15 protein-coding genes are annotated in these 16,745 nt (G+C 70.6%); 2 read left to right on the top strand and 13 right to left on the bottom strand.

What is annotated here, in order from left to right:
- Complete coding sequence (locus RIU97_RS07770) at positions 1-429, top strand: hypothetical protein (RefSeq protein ID WP_404954501.1); 429 nt, start codon at positions 1-3, stop codon at positions 427-429.
- Positions 430-444: 15 nt separating this feature from the next.
- Here the strand turns inward: RIU97_RS07770 and RIU97_RS07765 are convergent, their stop codons facing one another.
- The 12 genes from RIU97_RS07765 to RIU97_RS07710 form a co-directional block, all read right to left on the bottom strand.
- Positions 445-834 (bottom strand): SHOCT domain-containing protein, encoded by a 390-nt coding sequence (locus RIU97_RS07765; protein WP_404954499.1) that lies wholly within the window; start codon positions 832-834, stop codon positions 445-447.
- 116 nt (positions 835-950) lie between these two features.
- Entirely contained in the window at positions 951-1,475 is a 525-nt protein-coding gene (locus RIU97_RS07760; protein WP_404954497.1) for a methylated-DNA--[protein]-cysteine S-methyltransferase, read from the bottom strand.
- Between the two features lie 10 nt (positions 1,476-1,485).
- Positions 1,486-2,970 carry an AlkA N-terminal domain-containing protein gene (locus tag RIU97_RS07755; protein ID WP_404954495.1) on the bottom strand — a complete coding sequence of 495 codons (1,485 nt, stop codon included), beginning with the start codon at positions 2,968-2,970 and terminating at the stop codon, positions 1,486-1,488.
- A gap of 159 nt (positions 2,971-3,129) precedes the next feature.
- Complete coding sequence (gene pssA, locus RIU97_RS07750) at positions 3,130-3,990, bottom strand: CDP-diacylglycerol--serine O-phosphatidyltransferase (RefSeq protein ID WP_366864076.1); 861 nt, start codon at positions 3,988-3,990, stop codon at positions 3,130-3,132.
- Positions 3,977-4,633, bottom strand: a complete 657-nt coding sequence (locus RIU97_RS07745) for a phosphatidylserine decarboxylase (RefSeq protein ID WP_030010161.1) — start codon at positions 4,631-4,633, stop codon at positions 3,977-3,979. The genes pssA and RIU97_RS07745 overlap by 14 nt, the downstream gene beginning before the upstream one ends.
- 186 nt (positions 4,634-4,819) lie before the next feature.
- Complete coding sequence (locus tag RIU97_RS07740) at positions 4,820-6,025, bottom strand: acyl-CoA dehydrogenase family protein (RefSeq protein ID WP_327412601.1); 1,206 nt, start codon at positions 6,023-6,025, stop codon at positions 4,820-4,822.
- A 2-nt stretch (positions 6,026-6,027) separates the two neighbouring features.
- Entirely contained in the window at positions 6,028-6,540 is a 513-nt protein-coding gene (locus tag RIU97_RS07735; RefSeq protein WP_326587072.1) for a MaoC family dehydratase, read from the bottom strand.
- Positions 6,541-6,545: 5 nt separating this feature from the next.
- Positions 6,546-7,520 (bottom strand): CoA ester lyase, encoded by a 975-nt coding sequence (locus tag RIU97_RS07730; RefSeq protein ID WP_215146713.1) that lies wholly within the window; start codon positions 7,518-7,520, stop codon positions 6,546-6,548.
- Positions 7,517-9,595, bottom strand: coding sequence for a protein meaA (locus tag RIU97_RS07725; protein ID WP_404954489.1), 2,079 nt, complete (start codon positions 9,593-9,595; stop codon positions 7,517-7,519). The genes RIU97_RS07730 and RIU97_RS07725 overlap by 4 nt, the downstream gene beginning before the upstream one ends.
- Before the next feature lie 31 nt (positions 9,596-9,626).
- Positions 9,627-10,964 carry a crotonyl-CoA carboxylase/reductase gene (ccrA, locus tag RIU97_RS07720; RefSeq protein ID WP_404954487.1) on the bottom strand — a complete coding sequence of 446 codons (1,338 nt, stop codon included), beginning with the start codon at positions 10,962-10,964 and terminating at the stop codon, positions 9,627-9,629.
- Between the two features lie 390 nt (positions 10,965-11,354).
- A complete protein-coding gene (locus RIU97_RS07715; protein ID WP_404954485.1) occupies positions 11,355-12,167 on the bottom strand; it encodes a TetR family transcriptional regulator in 813 nt (270 codons plus the stop codon).
- Between the two features lie 163 nt (positions 12,168-12,330).
- Entirely contained in the window at positions 12,331-14,127 is a 1,797-nt protein-coding gene (locus RIU97_RS07710; protein ID WP_404954483.1) for a 3-hydroxyacyl-CoA dehydrogenase family protein, read from the bottom strand.
- Between the two features lie 429 nt (positions 14,128-14,556).
- Between RIU97_RS07710 and RIU97_RS07705 the strand changes: the two genes are divergently transcribed.
- Positions 14,557-15,108 carry an adenylosuccinate lyase gene (locus tag RIU97_RS07705; protein WP_404954481.1) on the top strand — a complete coding sequence of 184 codons (552 nt, stop codon included), beginning with the start codon at positions 14,557-14,559 and terminating at the stop codon, positions 15,106-15,108.
- A gap of 43 nt (positions 15,109-15,151) precedes the next feature.
- Here the strand turns inward: RIU97_RS07705 and RIU97_RS07700 are convergent, their stop codons facing one another.
- Positions 15,152-16,735 (bottom strand): alpha/beta hydrolase, encoded by a 1,584-nt coding sequence (locus tag RIU97_RS07700; RefSeq protein WP_404954479.1) that lies wholly within the window; start codon positions 16,733-16,735, stop codon positions 15,152-15,154.
- Positions 16,736-16,745: the final 10 nt, after the last annotated feature.

The following is a 16,745-nucleotide window of genomic DNA, read 5'->3' as shown; positions in this document are numbered from 1 at the left end:
ATGATCACGATGTACGCCTGGCCCAGCACCGCAGACGGGCCCGACGCCCTTCCCATGGTCCACTTCACCACCGACCAGCAGTCCGCCGGCGAGGTGACCCCGGAGGGGATGCCGGTCTGGATGTTCGACACGGCGATCCGTGAGGGCGGCTGGTCCAGGTTCACCGACTTCGACGGCTGGTCGGTGCCCGCCACCGAGTGGCGGGCCCTGTACCGGCGCGAGGACGACCTGCTCGCCGTGAGCGGCCCCGGCTCCTGCGAGGGCTGGTACGAGGGAAACCTGGGGGCCGACGCCGAATGGGTGGCGGCGGCCGCCGCCCAGCAGAGCGTGGTCCTGCTCGCCGCCCCCGTCCAGCACCCCTCGCTCTACAGCTACGCCGTGGAGGCGGGCGCCGCCTTCGCCCTGCTGGTCCCGCTCCTCGTCGTCTGACCCCGCAGGGGCCGGTCAGGCCAGCAGCTTGGCCTTGGCGCGGTCGAACTCCTCCTGGGTGATGTCGCCCTTCTCCTTGAGGGCGGACAGCTTGTGCAGCTGGTCGGCCGCGCCGGCGCCGGGGTCCGCCGCCTGCTGGACGTAGTTCCGGAAGGCCGCCTCGTTCTCCTGGACCTGCTTCATGTCCCGCTCGCCCATGCTCCTGCCCCGGGCGATGAGGTAGACGAACACGCCGAGGAACGGCAGCAGGAGCACGAAGATCAGCCATCCCGCCTTCGCCCAGCCGCTGAGGCTGTGGTCACGGAACAGGTCCGTGATGACCTTGAAGAGCAGGAAGAACCACATGATCCACAGGAACAGCCACAACATCGTCCAGAAGAGGTTGAGAAGTGGGTAGTCGTCCATGCCCGGCTCCGATCTTGTAGCGGTCCCTCCTTCATACGCCCGCCGCACCGGCTGCGCATGCGGAGCGGGCGCCGTCAGGTCGGAGACCGGGACCGGGACCGGGGCCGGGCCGGGGGCTAGACCAGCTGGTCCTGGAGCGGCTGCCCGGACTCGAAGGCCAGCAGCCGCACCTTCCGGTCGAGCCCGCCGCCGTAGCCGGTCATGCCGCCCGAGGCGCCGATCACCCGGTGGCACGGCACGATGATGCCGACCGGGTTCTTGCCGTTGGCCAGACCCACCGCGCGCGAGGCGTTCGGCTTGCCCAGCCTGACCGCGAGCTCCCCGTACGACCAGGTCTCGCCGTACGGGATCCGTACGAGCTGGTCCCAGACGCTGCGCTGGAAATCGGTGCCCTCCAGACGCAGCGGCAGGTCGAACGCGGTGAGCTCCCCGGCGAAGTACGCGGCCAGCTGGCGCTCCACTTCGGGGAAGGGCTCCTCGGTGGCGGCGACCCGCTCCCCGAAGGACTCCTCGGCCGGCCGGTGGCGCTGCTCCGTCATGTAGAGGCCGCTGAGGACGCCGTCCGTGGCGACCAGGGTGAGCGGGCCGTAGGGGCTGTCGACGACGGCGTGCTGCTTTCCGCTGTTCACGGTGGTTCGCATGGTGTGCTCCTCAGACGGGCAGGTGGTTGATCGGGTGGGCGTCGGTGGCCCACAAGTACTGGACGGCGTACGCGCGCCACGGCCGCCAGGCGGCCGCGCGGGCGGTCAGCGCGGCGGGGCCGGCCGGCAGCCCGAGCCCCTGCGCCGCCCGCCGCACCCCCAGATCGGACGGCAGGAACGCGTCCGGGTCGCCGAGCGCCCGCATCGCGATGATCTCGGTGGTCCACGGGCCGAAGCCGGGCAGCGCCGAGAGCTGCGCCCGCGCTTCCTCCCAGTCACTGTCGAAGCCGAGCGGCAGCGAGCCGTCCGCGAGCTCCGAGACCAGCGTGGTCAGCGTCGTGCGGCGGCTGCGCGGCAGGGCCAGGGAGTCCGGGTCCAGCGCGGCGAGCGCCTGCGGGGAGGGGAAGAGGTGCGTCAGCCCGCCCAGGGGGTCCTCGACGCGCTCCCCGTGCGCGGTCACCAGCCGGGCCGCGTGCGTACGCGCCGCCGCGGTGGACACCTGCTGGCCCAGGACCGCCCGTACGGCGAACTCCTGCGCGTCGACCGTACGGGGGACCCGGCGCCCGGGGGCCTTGTCCACGAGCGGGGCCAGCAGCGGGTCGGAGCGCAGCTGCTCGTCTACGGCCTCCGGGTCGGCGTCCAGGTCGAGCATCCAGCGGCAGCGGCTGATGGCGATGGTGAGGTCGCGCAGGTCGGTCAGGGCGAGGCGGCAGCCGATGTGGTCGGGCTGCGGGGTCAGGGCGACGACGCCGGTGCCGTGGGGGAGGCGCAGGGTGCGGCGGTACGCGCCGTCGCGCCACTCCTCGACGCCGGGGACCGCGGTCGCGGCGAGGTGCCCGAAGAGGTTGTCGGGGTTCAGGGGGGCCCGGAACGGCAGCCGCAGGCTGATCGTCCCCGGGATCCGGGGCGGATCGTTCTTGTGGCGGCCGGCCTTCACGGCCCGCTCCCGCAGCTCGCTCGGGGACAGGGCGAAGACCTCGCGGACCGTGTCGTTGAAGGTGCGGATGGAGGAGAACCCGGCCGCGAAGGCCACGTCGCCCATGGGGAGCTCGGAGGTCTCGATGAGCAGCCGGGCGGTCTGCGCGCGCTGGGCCCTCGCCAGGGCGAGCGGTCCGGCCCCGAGCTCGGCGTTGAGCTGCCGCTCCACCTGGCGGGTAGAGTACCCGAGCCTCGTCGCGAGCCCCGGCACGCCCTCCCGGTCGACGACCCCGTCCTGGATCAGCCGCATCGCCCGCGCGACGGCGTCGGCCCGTGCGTTCCACTCCGGCGAGCCGGGGCTGGTGTCGGGCCGGCACCGCTTGCACGCCCGGAACCCGGCCTGCTGGCAGGCGGCGGCGCTGGGCAGGAAGGTCATGTTCTCGACCTTCGGCGGCACGGCGGGGCAGCTGGGCCGGCAGTAGATCCGGGTGGTCAGCACGGCGGTGAAGAACCAGCCGTCGAAGCGTGCGTCCTTCGACTGCACGGCCCTCACGCAACGCTCTGTATCGGTGTGCATGACTCCAGGATCCGGTGTGCCGATGCCTGCGGCTGGCGGTTTTCCGACATCAAGGCTATGGCCCGGCGCGGCGGAACGTGCCCGTGCGGCGCCGCGGCTGGAACGACAAGAGGGCCCCGGATGCCCTATGGCATCCGGGGCCCTCTTTCACAGCTGAGCTCAGCGCAGCGTCGCGGCTCGGGCTTCCCGCCTGTTGTGGCGGAACGTGTTCGCCCGGCGGGTCGTCGCGAACAGCGGAATGGTCGCCGCCATCGCGATCTGCAGGGCGCAGCCGGCCTGCAGCAGGAGCTGACCGCCCGGGGCGTCGAAGGCCCAGGCCGCCAGCAGCCCCATCGCGCTGATGATCCAGCACAGCATCGCCACGGCGAGAACGCCCCGCGGCTTCGGGTACTCGACCCGGCTCACCATCAGCCAGGCCACCCCGATGATCGCCAGCAGGGTCGGGACGAACGGCAGCTCCAGCAGCACGATCGAGACGACCGTCAGCGCGCCGAAGGGGCTCGGCATGCCCTGGAACATGCCGTCCTTCATCGTCACGCAGCTGAATCTCGCGAGTCGCAGCACCACGGCGAGCAGCACCACGATCGCGGCCAGCGCCGACATCTTCTGGTGCGCGTCCACGGCGACCATGCCGTAGACGAGCACGAAGTAGGCCGGGGCCAGGCCGAAGCTGATCAGGTCGGACAGGTTGTCCAGCTCGGCACCCATCGGCGAGCTGCGCAGCTTGCGGGCCACGATGCCGTCGAAGAGGTCGAAGACCGCGGCGAGCAGCATCAGTATCACTGCCGTCGCGGCGCTGTTACGGGCCATGCCCGACTCGCCACTGCCGGTGAGGTGCGGGATGAGGATCCCGGTGGTGGTGAAGTACACCGCCATGAATCCGCACGTCGCGTTGCCGAGCGTGAGGGTGTCCGCTATCGACAGCCGCAGCGAGAGCGGCATGTCGTCCTCGGCGGACTCCTCCTCGGCGGGTTCGGGCACCCAGCCGGCGGCCGGAGTCTCAGGGTCAGTCACGGTCAATTCGTGTCACCCCCGCGGTGGTGGCCTGACCGACCTCGACCGCGACCTCGACACCCTCGGGGAGGTAGATGTCGACGCGGGACCCGAAGCGGATCAGACCGATGCGTTCGCCCTGCTCCACCTTGGTGCCGGCCGGCAGGTACGGGACGATGCGACGGGCGACGGCGCCGGCGATCTGCACCATCTCGATGTCGCCGAGCTCGGTGTCGAAGTGCCAGACAACGCGCTCGTTGTTCTCGCTCTCCTTGTTGAACGCCGGGACGAATCCGCCGGGGATGTGCTCCACGGACGTCACCGTGCCCGCGAGGGGCGCGCGGTTGACGTGGACGTTCAGCGGGCTCATGAAGATCGCGACCCGGGTCCGTCCGTCCTTCCACGGCATGATGCTCTGCACCACACCGTCGGCGGGGGAGATGACACGGCCCTGAGCGATCTCACGCTCGGGGTCGCGGAAGAACCACAGCATGCCCGCGGCGAGCGCGGTGGCGGGCACGGCCGCCGCGGCCCAGCGTCCGGACTTGCGGGCCCGGGTGAGGCTGAGCGCCGCGGTGGCGACGGTCGGCAGAAGCCACGGCGATGCTCCGCGCGCGAGGCGTACGCCAAGGAGGCTGTCGCGAGGTGCAGAGGTTTGGCTGTGGGGCATGGATGACCTTCGTAGCGGGTGATTGCCGCGCCGCAAACAGGGGGACGGGACGGCGGCTTTACTGGAATGCTATCGGTTGCACGCAACAACTGGGCAAGCCAGAAGCCGAGTCGATGACCGTCGGCCAGTGACTGGTAGTGACCCTTTCGCGACGAACCCATGGATGATTCGCCGCAAAAGGGACTTTCAGCCCTGGAGTCGGTACTCCTCGAGCAGGCGTCGCCCAATGATCATTTTCTGGATCTCGGCGGTACCTTCACCGATCAGCAGCATCGGAGCCTCCCGGTAGAGACGCTCGATCTCGTACTCCTTCGAGAACCCGTATCCGCCGTGAATGCGGAAGGCGTCCTCGACCACCTCCTTGCAGTACTCGGAGGCGAGGTACTTCGCCATCCCTGCTTCGAGGTCGTTTCGTTCCCCGGAGTCCTTTTTGCGTGCTGCATTCACCATCATCGCATGGGCGGCTTCGACCTTGGTAGCCATCTCGGCCAGCTTGAACTGGATGGCCTGGTGCTCGGCGATGGCCTTGCCGAAAGTGTGACGTTGCTGGGCATAGGAGACACCCAGTTCGAACGCACGCTGAGCGACGCCACAGCCACGCGCCGCCACGTTCACGCGGCCGACCTCGACCCCGTCCATCATTTGGTAAAACCCTCGGCCCGTCTGGCCTCCGAGGACCCGATTGGCCGGAATGCGCAGTCCGTCCATGATGAGCTCGGTCGTGTCGACGCCCTTGTAGCCCATCTTGTCGATCTTGCCCGGGATGGTCAGACCGGGACGGACCTCACCGAAGCCCGGCTCCTTCTCGACGAGGAAGGTCGTCATCGACTTGTGGGGCGCCGTGCCCTCGGGGTGGCCTTCGTCACTTCGGACGAGGACGGCCACCAGAGTGGAGCTGCCGCCGTTCGTCAGCCACATCTTCTGGCCGTTCAGGACGTACTCGTCGCCGTCCTTCACCGCCTTCGAGGAGATGGCCGACACATCGGAGCCCAGCGCCGGCTCGGACATCGAGAACGCGCCGCGCACCTCGCCCAGCGCCATCCGGGGGAGGAAGTAGTCCTTCTGCTCCTGCGTGCCGTGCTGCTTGAGCATGTACGCCACGATGAAGTGGGTGTTGATGATGCCCGAGACGGACATCCAGCCCCGCGCGATCTCCTCGACGCACAGGGCGTAGGTGAGAAGCGACTCACCCAGGCCGCCGTACTCCTCCGGGATCATCAGCCCGAAGAGGCCGAGCTCCTTGAGACCGTCGACGATCTGCTGCGGGTACTCGTCGCGGTGCTCCAGCTCGGTCGCGACCGGGATGATCTCCTTGTCGACGAACTCCCGGACGGTCTTCAGGATCTCCCGCTGGACGTCCGTGAGCCCGGCGGTCTGGGCGAGTCGGGCCATGGCTACTTCTCCTGGGTCTTCAGCTGGGGGCGGCCGGGCTGCTCGCCGCCGCGCTCCTTGATGTACGTCTCGGTCGGGACCATCACCTTGCGCCGGAAGACGCAGACGAGGGTGCCGTCCTGCTTGTAGCCCTTGGTCTCGACGTAGACGATGCCGCGGTCGTTCTTCGACTTCGACGGGGTCTTGTCGAGGACCGTGGTCTCGCCGTAGATGGTGTCGCCGTGGAAGGTCGGCGCCACGTGCCGCAGGGACTCGATCTCCAGGTTGGCGATGGCCTTCCCGGAGACGTCCGGCACGGACATGCCGAGCAGCAGCGAGTAGATGTAGTTGCCCACGACCACGTTCTTGCCGAAGTCGGTGGTGTTCTCGGCGTAATTGCTGTCCATGTGGAGCGGGTGGTGGTTCATGGTCAGCAGACAGAAGAGGTGGTCGTCGTACTCCGTGACCGTCTTCCCGGGCCAGTGCTTGTAGACCGCCCCGATCTCGAACTCTTCGTACGTGCGTCCGAACTGCATGGGGATCAGGCCTCCGGGATCTCGAACTTGCTGGTGCGCTGCATGCCCGCCGCGCGGCCCTTGCCCGCGATGACCAGGGCCATCTTGCGGCTGGCCTCGTCGATCATCTCGTCGCCGAGCATCGCGGAGCCCTTCTTGCCGCCGGCCTCCGAGGTGCACCAGTCGTACGCGTCGAGGATCAGCTCGGAGTGGTCGTAGTCCTCCTGCGAGGGGGAGAAGACCTCGTTGGCCGCGTCGACCTGGCCGGGGTGCAGCACCCACTTGCCGTCGAAGCCCAGCGCCGCCGCCCGGCCCGCCACCTCGCGGTAGGCGTCCACGTCACGGATCTGGAGGAAGGGGCCGTCGATCGCCTGCAGGTTGTGCATGCGGGCCGCCATCAGGATCCGCATCAGGATGTAGTGGTAGGCGTCCGCGCCGTAGCCGGGCGGCTGCATGCCCACGACCAGCGACTTCATGTTGATGGAGGCCATGAAGTCGGCCGGGCCGAAGATGATGGTCTCCAGCCGGGGCGAGGCGGCGGCGATCTCGTCGACGTTCACCAGGCCCTTGGCGTTCTCGATCTGCGCCTCGATGCCGATCTTGCCGACCTCGAAGCCCATGGTCTTCTCGATCTGCGTCAGCAGCAGGTCCAGGGCCACGACCTGCTGGGCGTCCTGGACCTTCGGCAGCATGATGCAGTCGAGGTTCTGACCGGCGCCCTCGACCACCGTGATGACGTCGCGGTACGTCCAGTGCGTGGTCCAGTCGTTGACGCGCACGACCCGGGTCTTGCCCGTCCAGTCGCCGTTGTTCAGCGCGTCCACGATCGTGTGGCGGGCGCCTTCCTTGGCGAGCGGCGCGCAGGCGTCCTCCAGGTCCAGGAAGACCTGGTCGGCCGGGAGGCCCTGGGCCTTCTCGAGGAACCGCGGGTTCGATCCGGGCACCGCGAGGCAGGAGCGGCGCGGGCGGAGACGGTTCACCGGGTGGACTGGCGTGGTCATGCGGGGACCTCCGTGCTTGCAAGGTGTGCGGTGTCGTGAAGGGGGTCGAGCTTGTTCGCTTTGCGGATCTCGTCGACGATACGTCCGATGATCTCCGTGATGCCGAAGTCCTTCGGGGTGAAGACGGCGGCGACTCCGGCCGCCTTGAGCGTCACGGCATCCGCGTTCGGAATGATGCCGCCGACGATGACGGGGATGTCACCCGCCCCCGCCAGACGGAGCCGTTCCAGGACGTCCGGGACGAGAGCGCTGTGCGAGCCGGACAGGATGGACAGTCCCACGCAGTGCACGTCCTCGGCCAGCGCCGCGGAGGAGATCTCCTCCGGGGTCAGCCTGATGCCCTGGTAGACCACCTCGAAGCCCGCGTCGCGGGCCCGGACGGCGATCTGCTCGGCGCCGTTGGAGTGACCGTCCAGACCCGGCTTGCCGACCAGCAGGCGCAGCCGGCCCGAGCCGAGCTCGTCGGCCGTACGGGCCACCTTCTCGCGGACCTCGTGCATCGGGGTGCCGGGCTCGGCGGTGACCGCGACCGGGGCCGAGGAGACCCCGGTCGGGGCGCGGAACTCGCCGAACACCTCGCGCAGGGCGCTCGACCACTCGCCCGTGGTGACACCCGCCCGGGCGCACTCCAGGGTGGCCTCCATCAGGTTCTCGGTGCCCGCCGCGGCCTCCTTGAGGCGCTCCAGGGCCTGCTGGGTGGTGGGGAAGACGAACGGATCGCCGTTTCCCTGCCGGTCCGAGGACTCCTGACGCTCCGCCCGCCAGCGGACGATGCGCTCGACGGTGAGCGCCTCCACCGCCGGGTCGACCGTCATGATGGCGCCGTCCAGGTCGGAGGTGAGCGGGTTCTCCTCGGTCTGCTGGAAGCAGTTGACGCCGACGATCTTGTCCTCGCCGGCCTCGATCCGCGCCCGCCGTTCGGCGTGCGAGGAGACCAGCTCGCCCTTCAGGTACCCGGACTCGACGGCCGCCATGGCGCCGCCCATCTCCTGGATCCGGTCGATCTCGGCCAGGCAGTCGGCGACCAGGGAGTCGACTTTGGCCTCGATGACGTGGGATCCGGCGAAGATGTCCTCGTACTCCAGCAGGTCGCTCTCGTGGGCGAGGACCTGCTGGATGCGCAACGACCACTGCTGGTCCCAGGGCCGGGGCAGGCCCAGCGCCTCGTTCCAGGCGGGCAGCTGCACGGCGCGGGCGCGGGCGTCCTTGGAGAGGGTGACCGCGAGCATCTCCAGCACGATGCGCTGGACGTTGTTCTCCGGCTGGGCCTCGGTCAGACCGAGCGAGTTGACCTGGACGCCGTACCGGAAGCGGCGCTGCTTGTCGTTCTCGATGCCGTAGCGCTCACGGGTGACCTTGTCCCAGATACGGCCGAAGGCGCGCATCTTGCACATCTCCTCGATGAAGCGGACGCCCGCGTTCACGAAGAAGGAGATCCGGGCGACGACCTCGCCGAAGCGCTCCTCGGGCACCTGGCCCGAGTCGCGCACCGAGTCGAGGACCGCGATCGCCGTGGACATCGCGTACGAGATCTCCTGGACCGGAGTGGCCCCGGCCTCCTGCAGGTGGTAGCTGCAGATGTTGATCGGGTTCCACTTCGGGATGTGGTTGACCGTGTACGCGATCATGTCCGTCGTCAGGCGGAGGGACGGCCCCGGCGGGAAGACGTGCGTCCCGCGCGAGAGGTACTCCTTGACGATGTCGTTCTGGGTGGTGCCCTGGAGCTGGGAGACGTCCGCTCCCTGCTCCTCGGCGGCCACCTGGTAGAGCGCCAGCAGCCACATGGCGGTGGCGTTGATCGTCATCGAGGTGTTCATCTGCTCCAGGGGTATGTCCTGGAACAGCCGCCGCATGTCGCCCAGATGGGAGACCGGGACCCCGACCCGGCCCACCTCGCCGCGGGCGAGGATGTGGTCGGGGTCGTAGCCGGTCTGGGTCGGCAGGTCGAACGCGACCGACAGGCCGGTCTGGCCCTTGGCGAGGTTGCGGCGGTACAGCTCGTTGGACGCCTCGGCCGTGGAGTGGCCGGCGTACGTCCGCATGAGCCACGGACGGTCCTTCTGGCGCTCTGTCATCTCAGGCGATCCTTATGGCCTTTGAGCCGACTCAGACGTTGCGGAAGCGGTTGATCGCATCGAGGTGCTGGGCGCGCATCTCGTGGTCGCGGACGCCGAGGCCCTCCTCGGGGGCCAGCGCGAGGACGCCGACCTTGCCCTGGTGGAGGTTGCGGTGGACGTCGTAGGCGGCCTGGCCGGTCTCCTCCAGGGAGTAGACCTTCGACAGGGTGGGGTGGATCTTGCCCTTGGCGACCAGGCGGTTGGCCTCCCACGCCTCGCGGTAGTTCGCGAAGTGGGAGCCGATGATGCGCTTGAGGGACATCCACAGGTAGCGGTTGTCGTACTCGTGCATGTAGCCGGAGGTCGAGGCGCAGGTGGTGATGGTGCCGCCCTTGCGGGTGACGTAGACCGAGGCGCCGAAGGTCTCGCGGCCGGGGTGCTCGAAGACGATGTCGATGTCCTCGCCGCCGGTCAGCTCGCGGATGCGCTTGCCGAAGCGCTTCCACTCCTTCGGGTCCTGGGTGTGCTCGTCCTTCCAGAACTTGTAGCCCTCGGCGTTGCGGTCGATGACCGCCTCCGCGCCCATGGCGCGGCAGATGTCCGCCTTCTCGGGGCTGGAGACCACGCAGATCGGGTTGGCGCCGCCCGCGAGGGCGAACTGGGTGGCGTACGAGCCGAGCCCGCCGCTCGCGCCCCAGATCAGGACGTTGTCGCCCTGCTTCATGCCGGCGCCGTTGCGGGAGACCAGCTGGCGGTACGCGGTGGAGTTGACCAGGCCGGGGGAGGCGGCCTCCTCCCAGCTGAGGTGGTCCGGCTTCGGCATCAGCTGGTTCGACTTGACCAGGGCGATCTCCGCCAGGCCGCCGAAGTTCGTCTCGAAGCCCCAGATGCGCTGCTCGGGGTCGAGCATCGTGTCGTTGTGGCCGTCGGAGGACTCCAGCTCGACCGAGAGGCAGTGCGCGACGACCTCGTCGCCCGGCTTCCAGGCGTTGACGCCGGGGCCGGTGCGCAGCACGACGCCCGCGAGGTCGGAGCCGATGATGTGGTACGGGAGGTCGTGGCGCTTGGTGAGCTCCGACAGGCGCCCGTAGCGCTCCAGGAAGCTGAAGGTGGAGACCGGCTCGAAGATCGAGGTCCACACGGAGTTGTAGTTGACCGACGAGGCCATGACGGCGACGAGGGCCTCGCCCGGACCCAGTTCCGGCACCGGGACGTTGTCCAGGTGAAGGGACTTGCGCGGGTCCTTCTCGCGCGTCGTCAGCCCCGCGAACATCTCCGTCTCGTCCTTGTGCACGGTGATCGCACGGTAGGAGTCGGGCAGCGGCAGGGCTGCGAAGTCTGCGGCGGTGGCGGACTGCGACTGAATCGCGTCCAGGATGTCCTTCACGGTAGAGCCTCCGGCTAGCGCTGATGAGGGTGCGCTGAGGTAAACGGGGTGCGGGGTGCAGGTGTGGTGTGCCGTCGGTCCGGCGGGTGCGGTGGTGCTGGGCGACGCCCGTGGTGAGGCGTGCGGTGCCTGGTGACGCAGGCAATCCGGGGCGCGTTCCGTGCGGTGTGGGCACGGGTCGCGGGGACATCCGGACGAGATTCAACGTATGGCACCCCGTGTCACCCGGCAAGGCACCGCGTGCCAAATCTTTCTCTCATTTGCCGATTGACCTGCACCGATGAGCGATGATCGATCAGAGTTACCCGCGAGTAGGGGCAAGCCGGACATACGCCGGACACAAAAAAGCGGCCGCCCCCGAAACGGGGGCGGCCGCTGTGACGAGAGTCGCTACTTGTTGCGCAGGGCCTCTTCGATGGTCCGCATGACCTCGTCGAGCGGAGCGTCCGTACGGGCCACCGCGACCAGCACCTCGCCCTCCGTACGGACCGCCGCGGGCGCGGCCGGCGCGGTGCTCAGGGTGCGGCCCGCGCCGATCCCCGTACCGAAGGTCTTCCGGACGATCGAGAAGGCGTGGTCCAGCTGCGCCTCCACGTCCCCCTGCCCGCCCGCCCGCAGCCAGCGCCGCAGCACGTGGTTGTGGGCGGTGACCACCGCCGAGGCGGCCACCTCGGCCAGCAGCGGGTCGTCGTTGCCGTCGTGGTGGTCGTGCTCGTCGAAGTGGGCCAGCAGGTAGCGCGTGAACAGCCGCTCGTACCGGGCCACGGAGGCGATCTCCCGCTCCCGCAGCGCCGGCACCTCGCGGGTCAGCCGGTAGCGCTCCACCGACACCGCGGGGGAGGCGGCGTACATCTTCATGACTTCCTTGATCCCGCGGCACACCGTGTCGAGCGGGTGCTCGTGCGCCGGGGCCACGTCCAGGACGGCCTCGGCGCGGGTCAGGGTGTCGTCGTGGTCCGGGAAGATCGCCTCTTCCTTGGACCGGAAGTGCCGGAAGAAGGTCCGGCGCGCCACCCCGGCGGTCGCGGCGATCTCGTCGACCGTCGTCGCCTCGTACCCCTTGGTCGCGAAGAGCTCCATGGCCGCGGCGGCGAGCTCGCGGCGCATCTTGAGCCGCTGGGCGGCCGCCTTGGTGCCGGCCGGGCTCTCCGGGGTGTCGGAGGCCGTGGCGGTGCGGGGCGAGGTCTTGGCGGGCTGGGACATAGAGCGAAAGTACTTCATTCGGGCAGGGGAGCGCGCCTGCGGGGGGTGGGAGAGGGGTGGATGCGGGGGAGAGCCCGCACTGGGCTCGGGAGGGTCAGTCCGCCGTGAGGGTCCGGCGGACCCGAGCAGCCCTCCCCACGCATCCGGCTCGTGGCCCGACCGGTTACCGGCGGGCGTACTCACGGAATCCGCGGCCGGTCTTCCGGCCCAGGCAGCCCGCCGCCACCAGGTGCTCCAGCAGCGGGGACGGGGCCAGGCCGGGATCGCGGAACTCCTTGTGGAGGACCTTCTCGATGGCCAGGGAGACGTCGAGGCCGACCACGTCGAGGAGCTCGAACGGCCCCATCGGGTAGCCGCCGCCCAGCTTCATCGCCGCGTCGATCTGGTCGATGCCCGCGTAGTGCTGCTCGACCATCTTGATCGCGTTGTTGAGGTACGGGAACAGCAGCGCGTTCACGATGAAGCCGGCCCGGTCCCCGCAGTCCACCGGGTGCTTGCGCACCTTCACGCAGATCTCGCGGACCGTGGCGTGCACGTCGTCGGCGGTCAGGACGGTCCGGACCACCTCGACCAGCTTCATCGCCGGCGCCGGGTTGAAGAAGTGCATGCCGATCACGTCCTGCGGGCGCGAGGTCACGCGGGCCACCGCGATCACCGGCAGCGAGGAGGTGGTGGTGGCGAGCACCGCACCCGGCTTGCAGACCTTGTCCAGGCCGGCGAACAGCTCCTGCTTGACCGCCAGGTCCTCGGCGACGGCCTCGACGGCCAGGTCCACCTCGGCGAAGGCGTCCAGCGAACCGGCCGGGGCGATCCGGTCCAGGGTCTGGTCCGCGGCCTCCTGCGTCAGCCGGCCCTTGGACACCGCACGGCCCAAGGACTTGCCGATGGCGGCCTTCGCCGCGTCCGCCTTCTCCTGGCTGCGGGCGGCCAGCACCACGTCGTACCCGGCCTGGGCGAAGACCTGGGCGATGCCGCTCGCCATGGTGCCGGAGCCGGCCACGCCGACCGAGGCGACCGGACGGCCCGCACCGAGCAGGGACCCGTCCAGCGGGGTCTGGAGGTCGCGGACGACGGTCGAGCTGCCGGCCGCCTCGTACGTGTAGAAGCCGCGGCCCGACTTCTGCCCGGTCAGGCCCGCGGCGGCGAGCTGCCCGAGGATCGGGGCCGGGGCGTGCAGCCGGTCGCCGGAGGAGGCGTACATGGCCTCCAGGACGGTACGGGCGGTGTCCACGCCGATCAGGTCGAGCAGGGCGAGCGGGCCCATCGGCAGACCGCAGCCGAGCCGCATCGCCGCGTCGATGTCCTCGCGGGAGGCGTACTTCGCCTCGTACATGGCGGCGGCCTGGTTGAGGTAGCCGAAGAGCAGGCCGTCGGCGACGAAGCCGGGCCGGTCGCCGACCGCGACGGGCTCCTTGCCGAGTTCGCGGGCCAGCTCGGTGACCGCCTCCACGGCCGGCGGGGCGGTCAGGACGCAGGAGACGACCTCGACCAGCTTCATCGCCGGGGCCGGGTTGAAGAAGTGCAGGCCCAGCACGCGCTCGGGGCGCTGGGACTCGGCGGCCAGCCGGGTCACCGAGAGGGCGTTGGTGCCCGTGGCCAGGATGGTGTCGGGGCGCACGATCGCGTCGAGCTCGCGGAACACCTGCTGCTTGACCTCGTACGACTCGGGCACGACCTCGATCACGAGGTCGGCCTCGGCGGCGGCGGCCAGGTCGGTGAAGGTGCGGAAGCGGGCGAGCACGTCCGCCCGCTCCTGCTCGGTGAGGCGCTCCCGGGTGACGGAGCGCGCGGTGGCCGACGCGAGGGCGGCCGCGGCCCGGCGGGCGGCGGTCTCGCTGACGTCGATGCCGATGACCTCGCGGCCGGCCCGGGCGAGGACCTCGGCGATGCCGGTGCCCATCGTGCCGAGGCCGACGACGGCGATGGTCTGGAGGGCGGGCTGACTGGACTGACGGTCCATCGAGGGACTCCAGTGGAAGAGGGTGACGACTGAGGGACGCGCGGTGCACAGCGCGCGGGTGCCGTACGGAAAGCCGTGCGGAGGGTCGTACGGAATGCCGTGCGGTGAAGAACCCCGGGCAGAGGGCCCAAGGGGAGGGAACCCGGCGGGAGGGCCCTGAGGGAGGGCAGCCCGGAGGGTGGAAGCGGTGCAACCCTGTCCCGGGGTCACACCGTGCGAGATCGAACCGACCGGCACGAGGCGGCTGCGTCACCAGGCCGCCCTCGTACGTGTTGTAAGGACAGTAACTCGCCGGTAACTGGTGCGCCAGAGCACGGAGATGTGACCTGTACCGCCCAAATGTACCGATCATCGATCATCGATCAACCAGCCTCCGCCGATCTCCCGGAACCCGGCGTGGCGCTCCCCGCGTCGGCCTAGGGTGGCCGCGTGAACGACGTGCTGGAGCGCCTGCGGGCGGAGGCGGGGCAGTCCCCCGATTACGAGGTGCTGCTCACGGCCGGCCCCGACGACCTGGCGGCCTCCCTGACCTCCGCCGGGCTGCCCCTGTGGGCCCGCGAACTGGCCGCGTACCGGCTGGGCCTCGCGGGCGACCGCCGGGCCTTCGAATCCCTCGTCCTGCTCCTCAACCACCGGGACCCGCCCCGCTGCGCGGCCGCCGCCGAGGCGCTGGCCGTCCTGGACGACCCGCGCACCGCCCGCGCGGCCGCGGCCCTCGCCACCAACGGCCTGCGCACGGCCTACGCCCTCCAGCCCGTCCGGCTGCTCACCGCCCTGCGCGCCCCCGAGTCCGTACCGGCCCTGCTGACCACCCTGTCGCGGCTGCTGTCCCCGAACGACCCGTACTGGCGGGTGGCCCTCGCCTGCGTGGAGGGGCTCGGCGCCCTCGCCGATCCCCGCGCGCGCGAACTCCTCACCCGCGCCCAGTCCCACCCGCGCCTCGCGGTGGCGGCCACGGCCGCGCTGCGCGCGCTCGCCTGACGGGACCGGCGCCGGCCGGCCCGCCGGCCGGCCGGCGGGCCGTTCAGCCCCGGAAGCCGAGCAGCCCGTGCAGGGCCGCGCCGCCCGCTGAGGGCGGGACCGCGCGGGTCGCCGCGGCCGGCTTCGGAGCCGCCTGGGCAGGACAGGTGGCGTCCGCGGCCTTCCCCGTCCTCAGGTACGCCGACACCTTCTCGTCCAGGCACTTGTTGCCGCTCAGGGCGATGCCGTGGTTGCCGCCGCCCTCCTCCACCACCAGGGCCGAGCCCTTCAGCTTGTCCCGCATGCTGAGCGCACCCCCGAACGGGGTCGCCGCGTCCTCCGTCGCCTGGAGGAGGAGGGCGGGCGGCAGATCCGCGTTGGTCACGTCCGGGGCCTGCAGCGCCTCCGTCGGCCAGAACGCGCACGGGGCGTTGTACCAGGCGTTGTTCCAGGTCATGAACGGGGCCTCGGCGTGCGTGCGCCACATGTCCGCGCGCCACTGGTTCCAGTCCCTCGGCCAGGCCGAGTCCCGGCACTGCACCGCCGTGTAGACGCTGTAGCCGTTGCCCGCGGAGGGCTCCACCGCGCCGAACCGCTCGTACGCCGCCACCAGCGGCTTCGGGTCCTGCTTCACCGCGTACGCCGCGAAGGCCTCGGCGAGGTTCGGCCAGTAGCCGTTGAAGTAGCCGCCCGGCATGAAGGTGTCCTCCAGCTCGGCCGCACCCACCTTGCCGCCCGCCGGCGTCTGCCGCACCCCCTCGCGCATCGCGTACCAGCGCTCCTCGACCGCCGCCGCGTCGGTGCCGAGCCCGTACGTGGCGTCGTGCGCGGCCACCCAGGCCAGGAACGCCTTGTGGCGGGCGTCGAAGGCCCGGTCCTGGGCCAGGTTGTCCTCGTACCAGACCCCGCCCGGGTCGACCACGGAGTCCAGGACGAGCCGGTGCACCCGGCCCGGGTGGAGCTTGGCGTACACCGCGCCCAGGTAGGTCCCGTACGAGTAGCCGAAGTAGCTGATCCGCTGCGCGCCGAGTGCGGCGCGCAGCAGCTCGATGTCCTGCGCCGCGGACACGGTGCCGATGTGCGGCAGCACGTCCGCGTGCTTGGTCCCGCAGGACTCGGCGAAGGCCCGCACCCGCTCCAGGTTGGCCCGCTCGGTCGCCGCGTCGCGGGGTACGGAGTCCGGGCGGACGGGGGCGAAGTGGCCGGGTCCGCAGTCGAGGGCGGGCTCGCTCTTGCCGACGCCCCGGGGGTCGAAGCCGATCACGTCGTACTGCGCGGCCACGTCCTTGGGGAGGGCGGAGGCGATGAATCCGGCCAGGCTGCGGCCGCTGCCGCCCGGTCCGCCCGGGTTGACCAGCAGCGGGCCCTGGGAGGTGGCGGCGGTGTGGGGGACCCGGGTCAGGGCGAGGGAGATCTGGCGTCCGGCGGGCCGGGCGTGGTCGAGGGGGACCTTGAGGGAGGCGCACTGCAGGGCGGGATAGCGCGGGGTCGCGCAGCCGGTCCAGCGCAGCGCGGCGGCCTGCTCCGCTCCGGCGGCCTGCTCCGCTCCGGGGGCCGCGGGCGCCGCGGTGACCGGGCTCGCGAGGGCGGCGGCGACGGTGGCGATCGACAGCAGGACAGCGGCGCGCTTCTTCAAGGGGTGGAGCATGGGGCCTCCC

The organism is Streptomyces sp. 147326, from assembly GCF_045000215.1.
In the GTDB taxonomy this organism is placed as follows: Bacteria; Actinomycetota; Actinomycetes; order Streptomycetales; family Streptomycetaceae; genus Streptomyces.
The sequence above is the reverse complement of the archived record's forward strand: the minus strand, read 5'-3'. Positions and strand labels throughout refer to the sequence as shown.

Bases quoted from the DNA above. Each gene is read 5' to 3' on its own strand.
- RIU97_RS07770 (WP_404954501.1), top strand. From the start codon at position 1: ATGATCACGATGTACGCCTGGCCCAGCACCGCAGACGGGCCCGACGCC.
- RIU97_RS07765 (WP_404954499.1), bottom strand. From the start codon at position 834: ATGGACGACTACCCACTTCTCAACCTCTTCTGGACGATGTTGTGGCTG.
- RIU97_RS07760 (WP_404954497.1), bottom strand. From the start codon at position 1,475: ATGCGAACCACCGTGAACAGCGGAAAGCAGCACGCCGTCGTCGACAGC.
- RIU97_RS07755 (WP_404954495.1), bottom strand. From the start codon at position 2,970: ATGCACACCGATACAGAGCGTTGCGTGAGGGCCGTGCAGTCGAAGGAC.
- RIU97_RS07745 (WP_030010161.1), bottom strand. From the start codon at position 4,633: ATGCCCCACAGCCAAACCTCTGCACCTCGCGACAGCCTCCTTGGCGTA.
- RIU97_RS07740 (WP_327412601.1), bottom strand. From the start codon at position 6,025: ATGGCCCGACTCGCCCAGACCGCCGGGCTCACGGACGTCCAGCGGGAG.
- RIU97_RS07735 (WP_326587072.1), bottom strand. From the start codon at position 6,540: ATGCAGTTCGGACGCACGTACGAAGAGTTCGAGATCGGGGCGGTCTAC.
- RIU97_RS07730 (WP_215146713.1), bottom strand. From the start codon at position 7,520: ATGACCACGCCAGTCCACCCGGTGAACCGTCTCCGCCCGCGCCGCTCC.
- RIU97_RS07725 (WP_404954489.1), bottom strand. From the start codon at position 9,595: ATGACAGAGCGCCAGAAGGACCGTCCGTGGCTCATGCGGACGTACGCC.
- RIU97_RS07715 (WP_404954485.1), bottom strand. From the start codon at position 12,167: ATGTCCCAGCCCGCCAAGACCTCGCCCCGCACCGCCACGGCCTCCGAC.
- RIU97_RS07710 (WP_404954483.1), bottom strand. From the start codon at position 14,127: ATGGACCGTCAGTCCAGTCAGCCCGCCCTCCAGACCATCGCCGTCGTC.
- RIU97_RS07700 (WP_404954479.1), bottom strand. From the start codon at position 16,735: ATGCTCCACCCCTTGAAGAAGCGCGCCGCTGTCCTGCTGTCGATCGCC.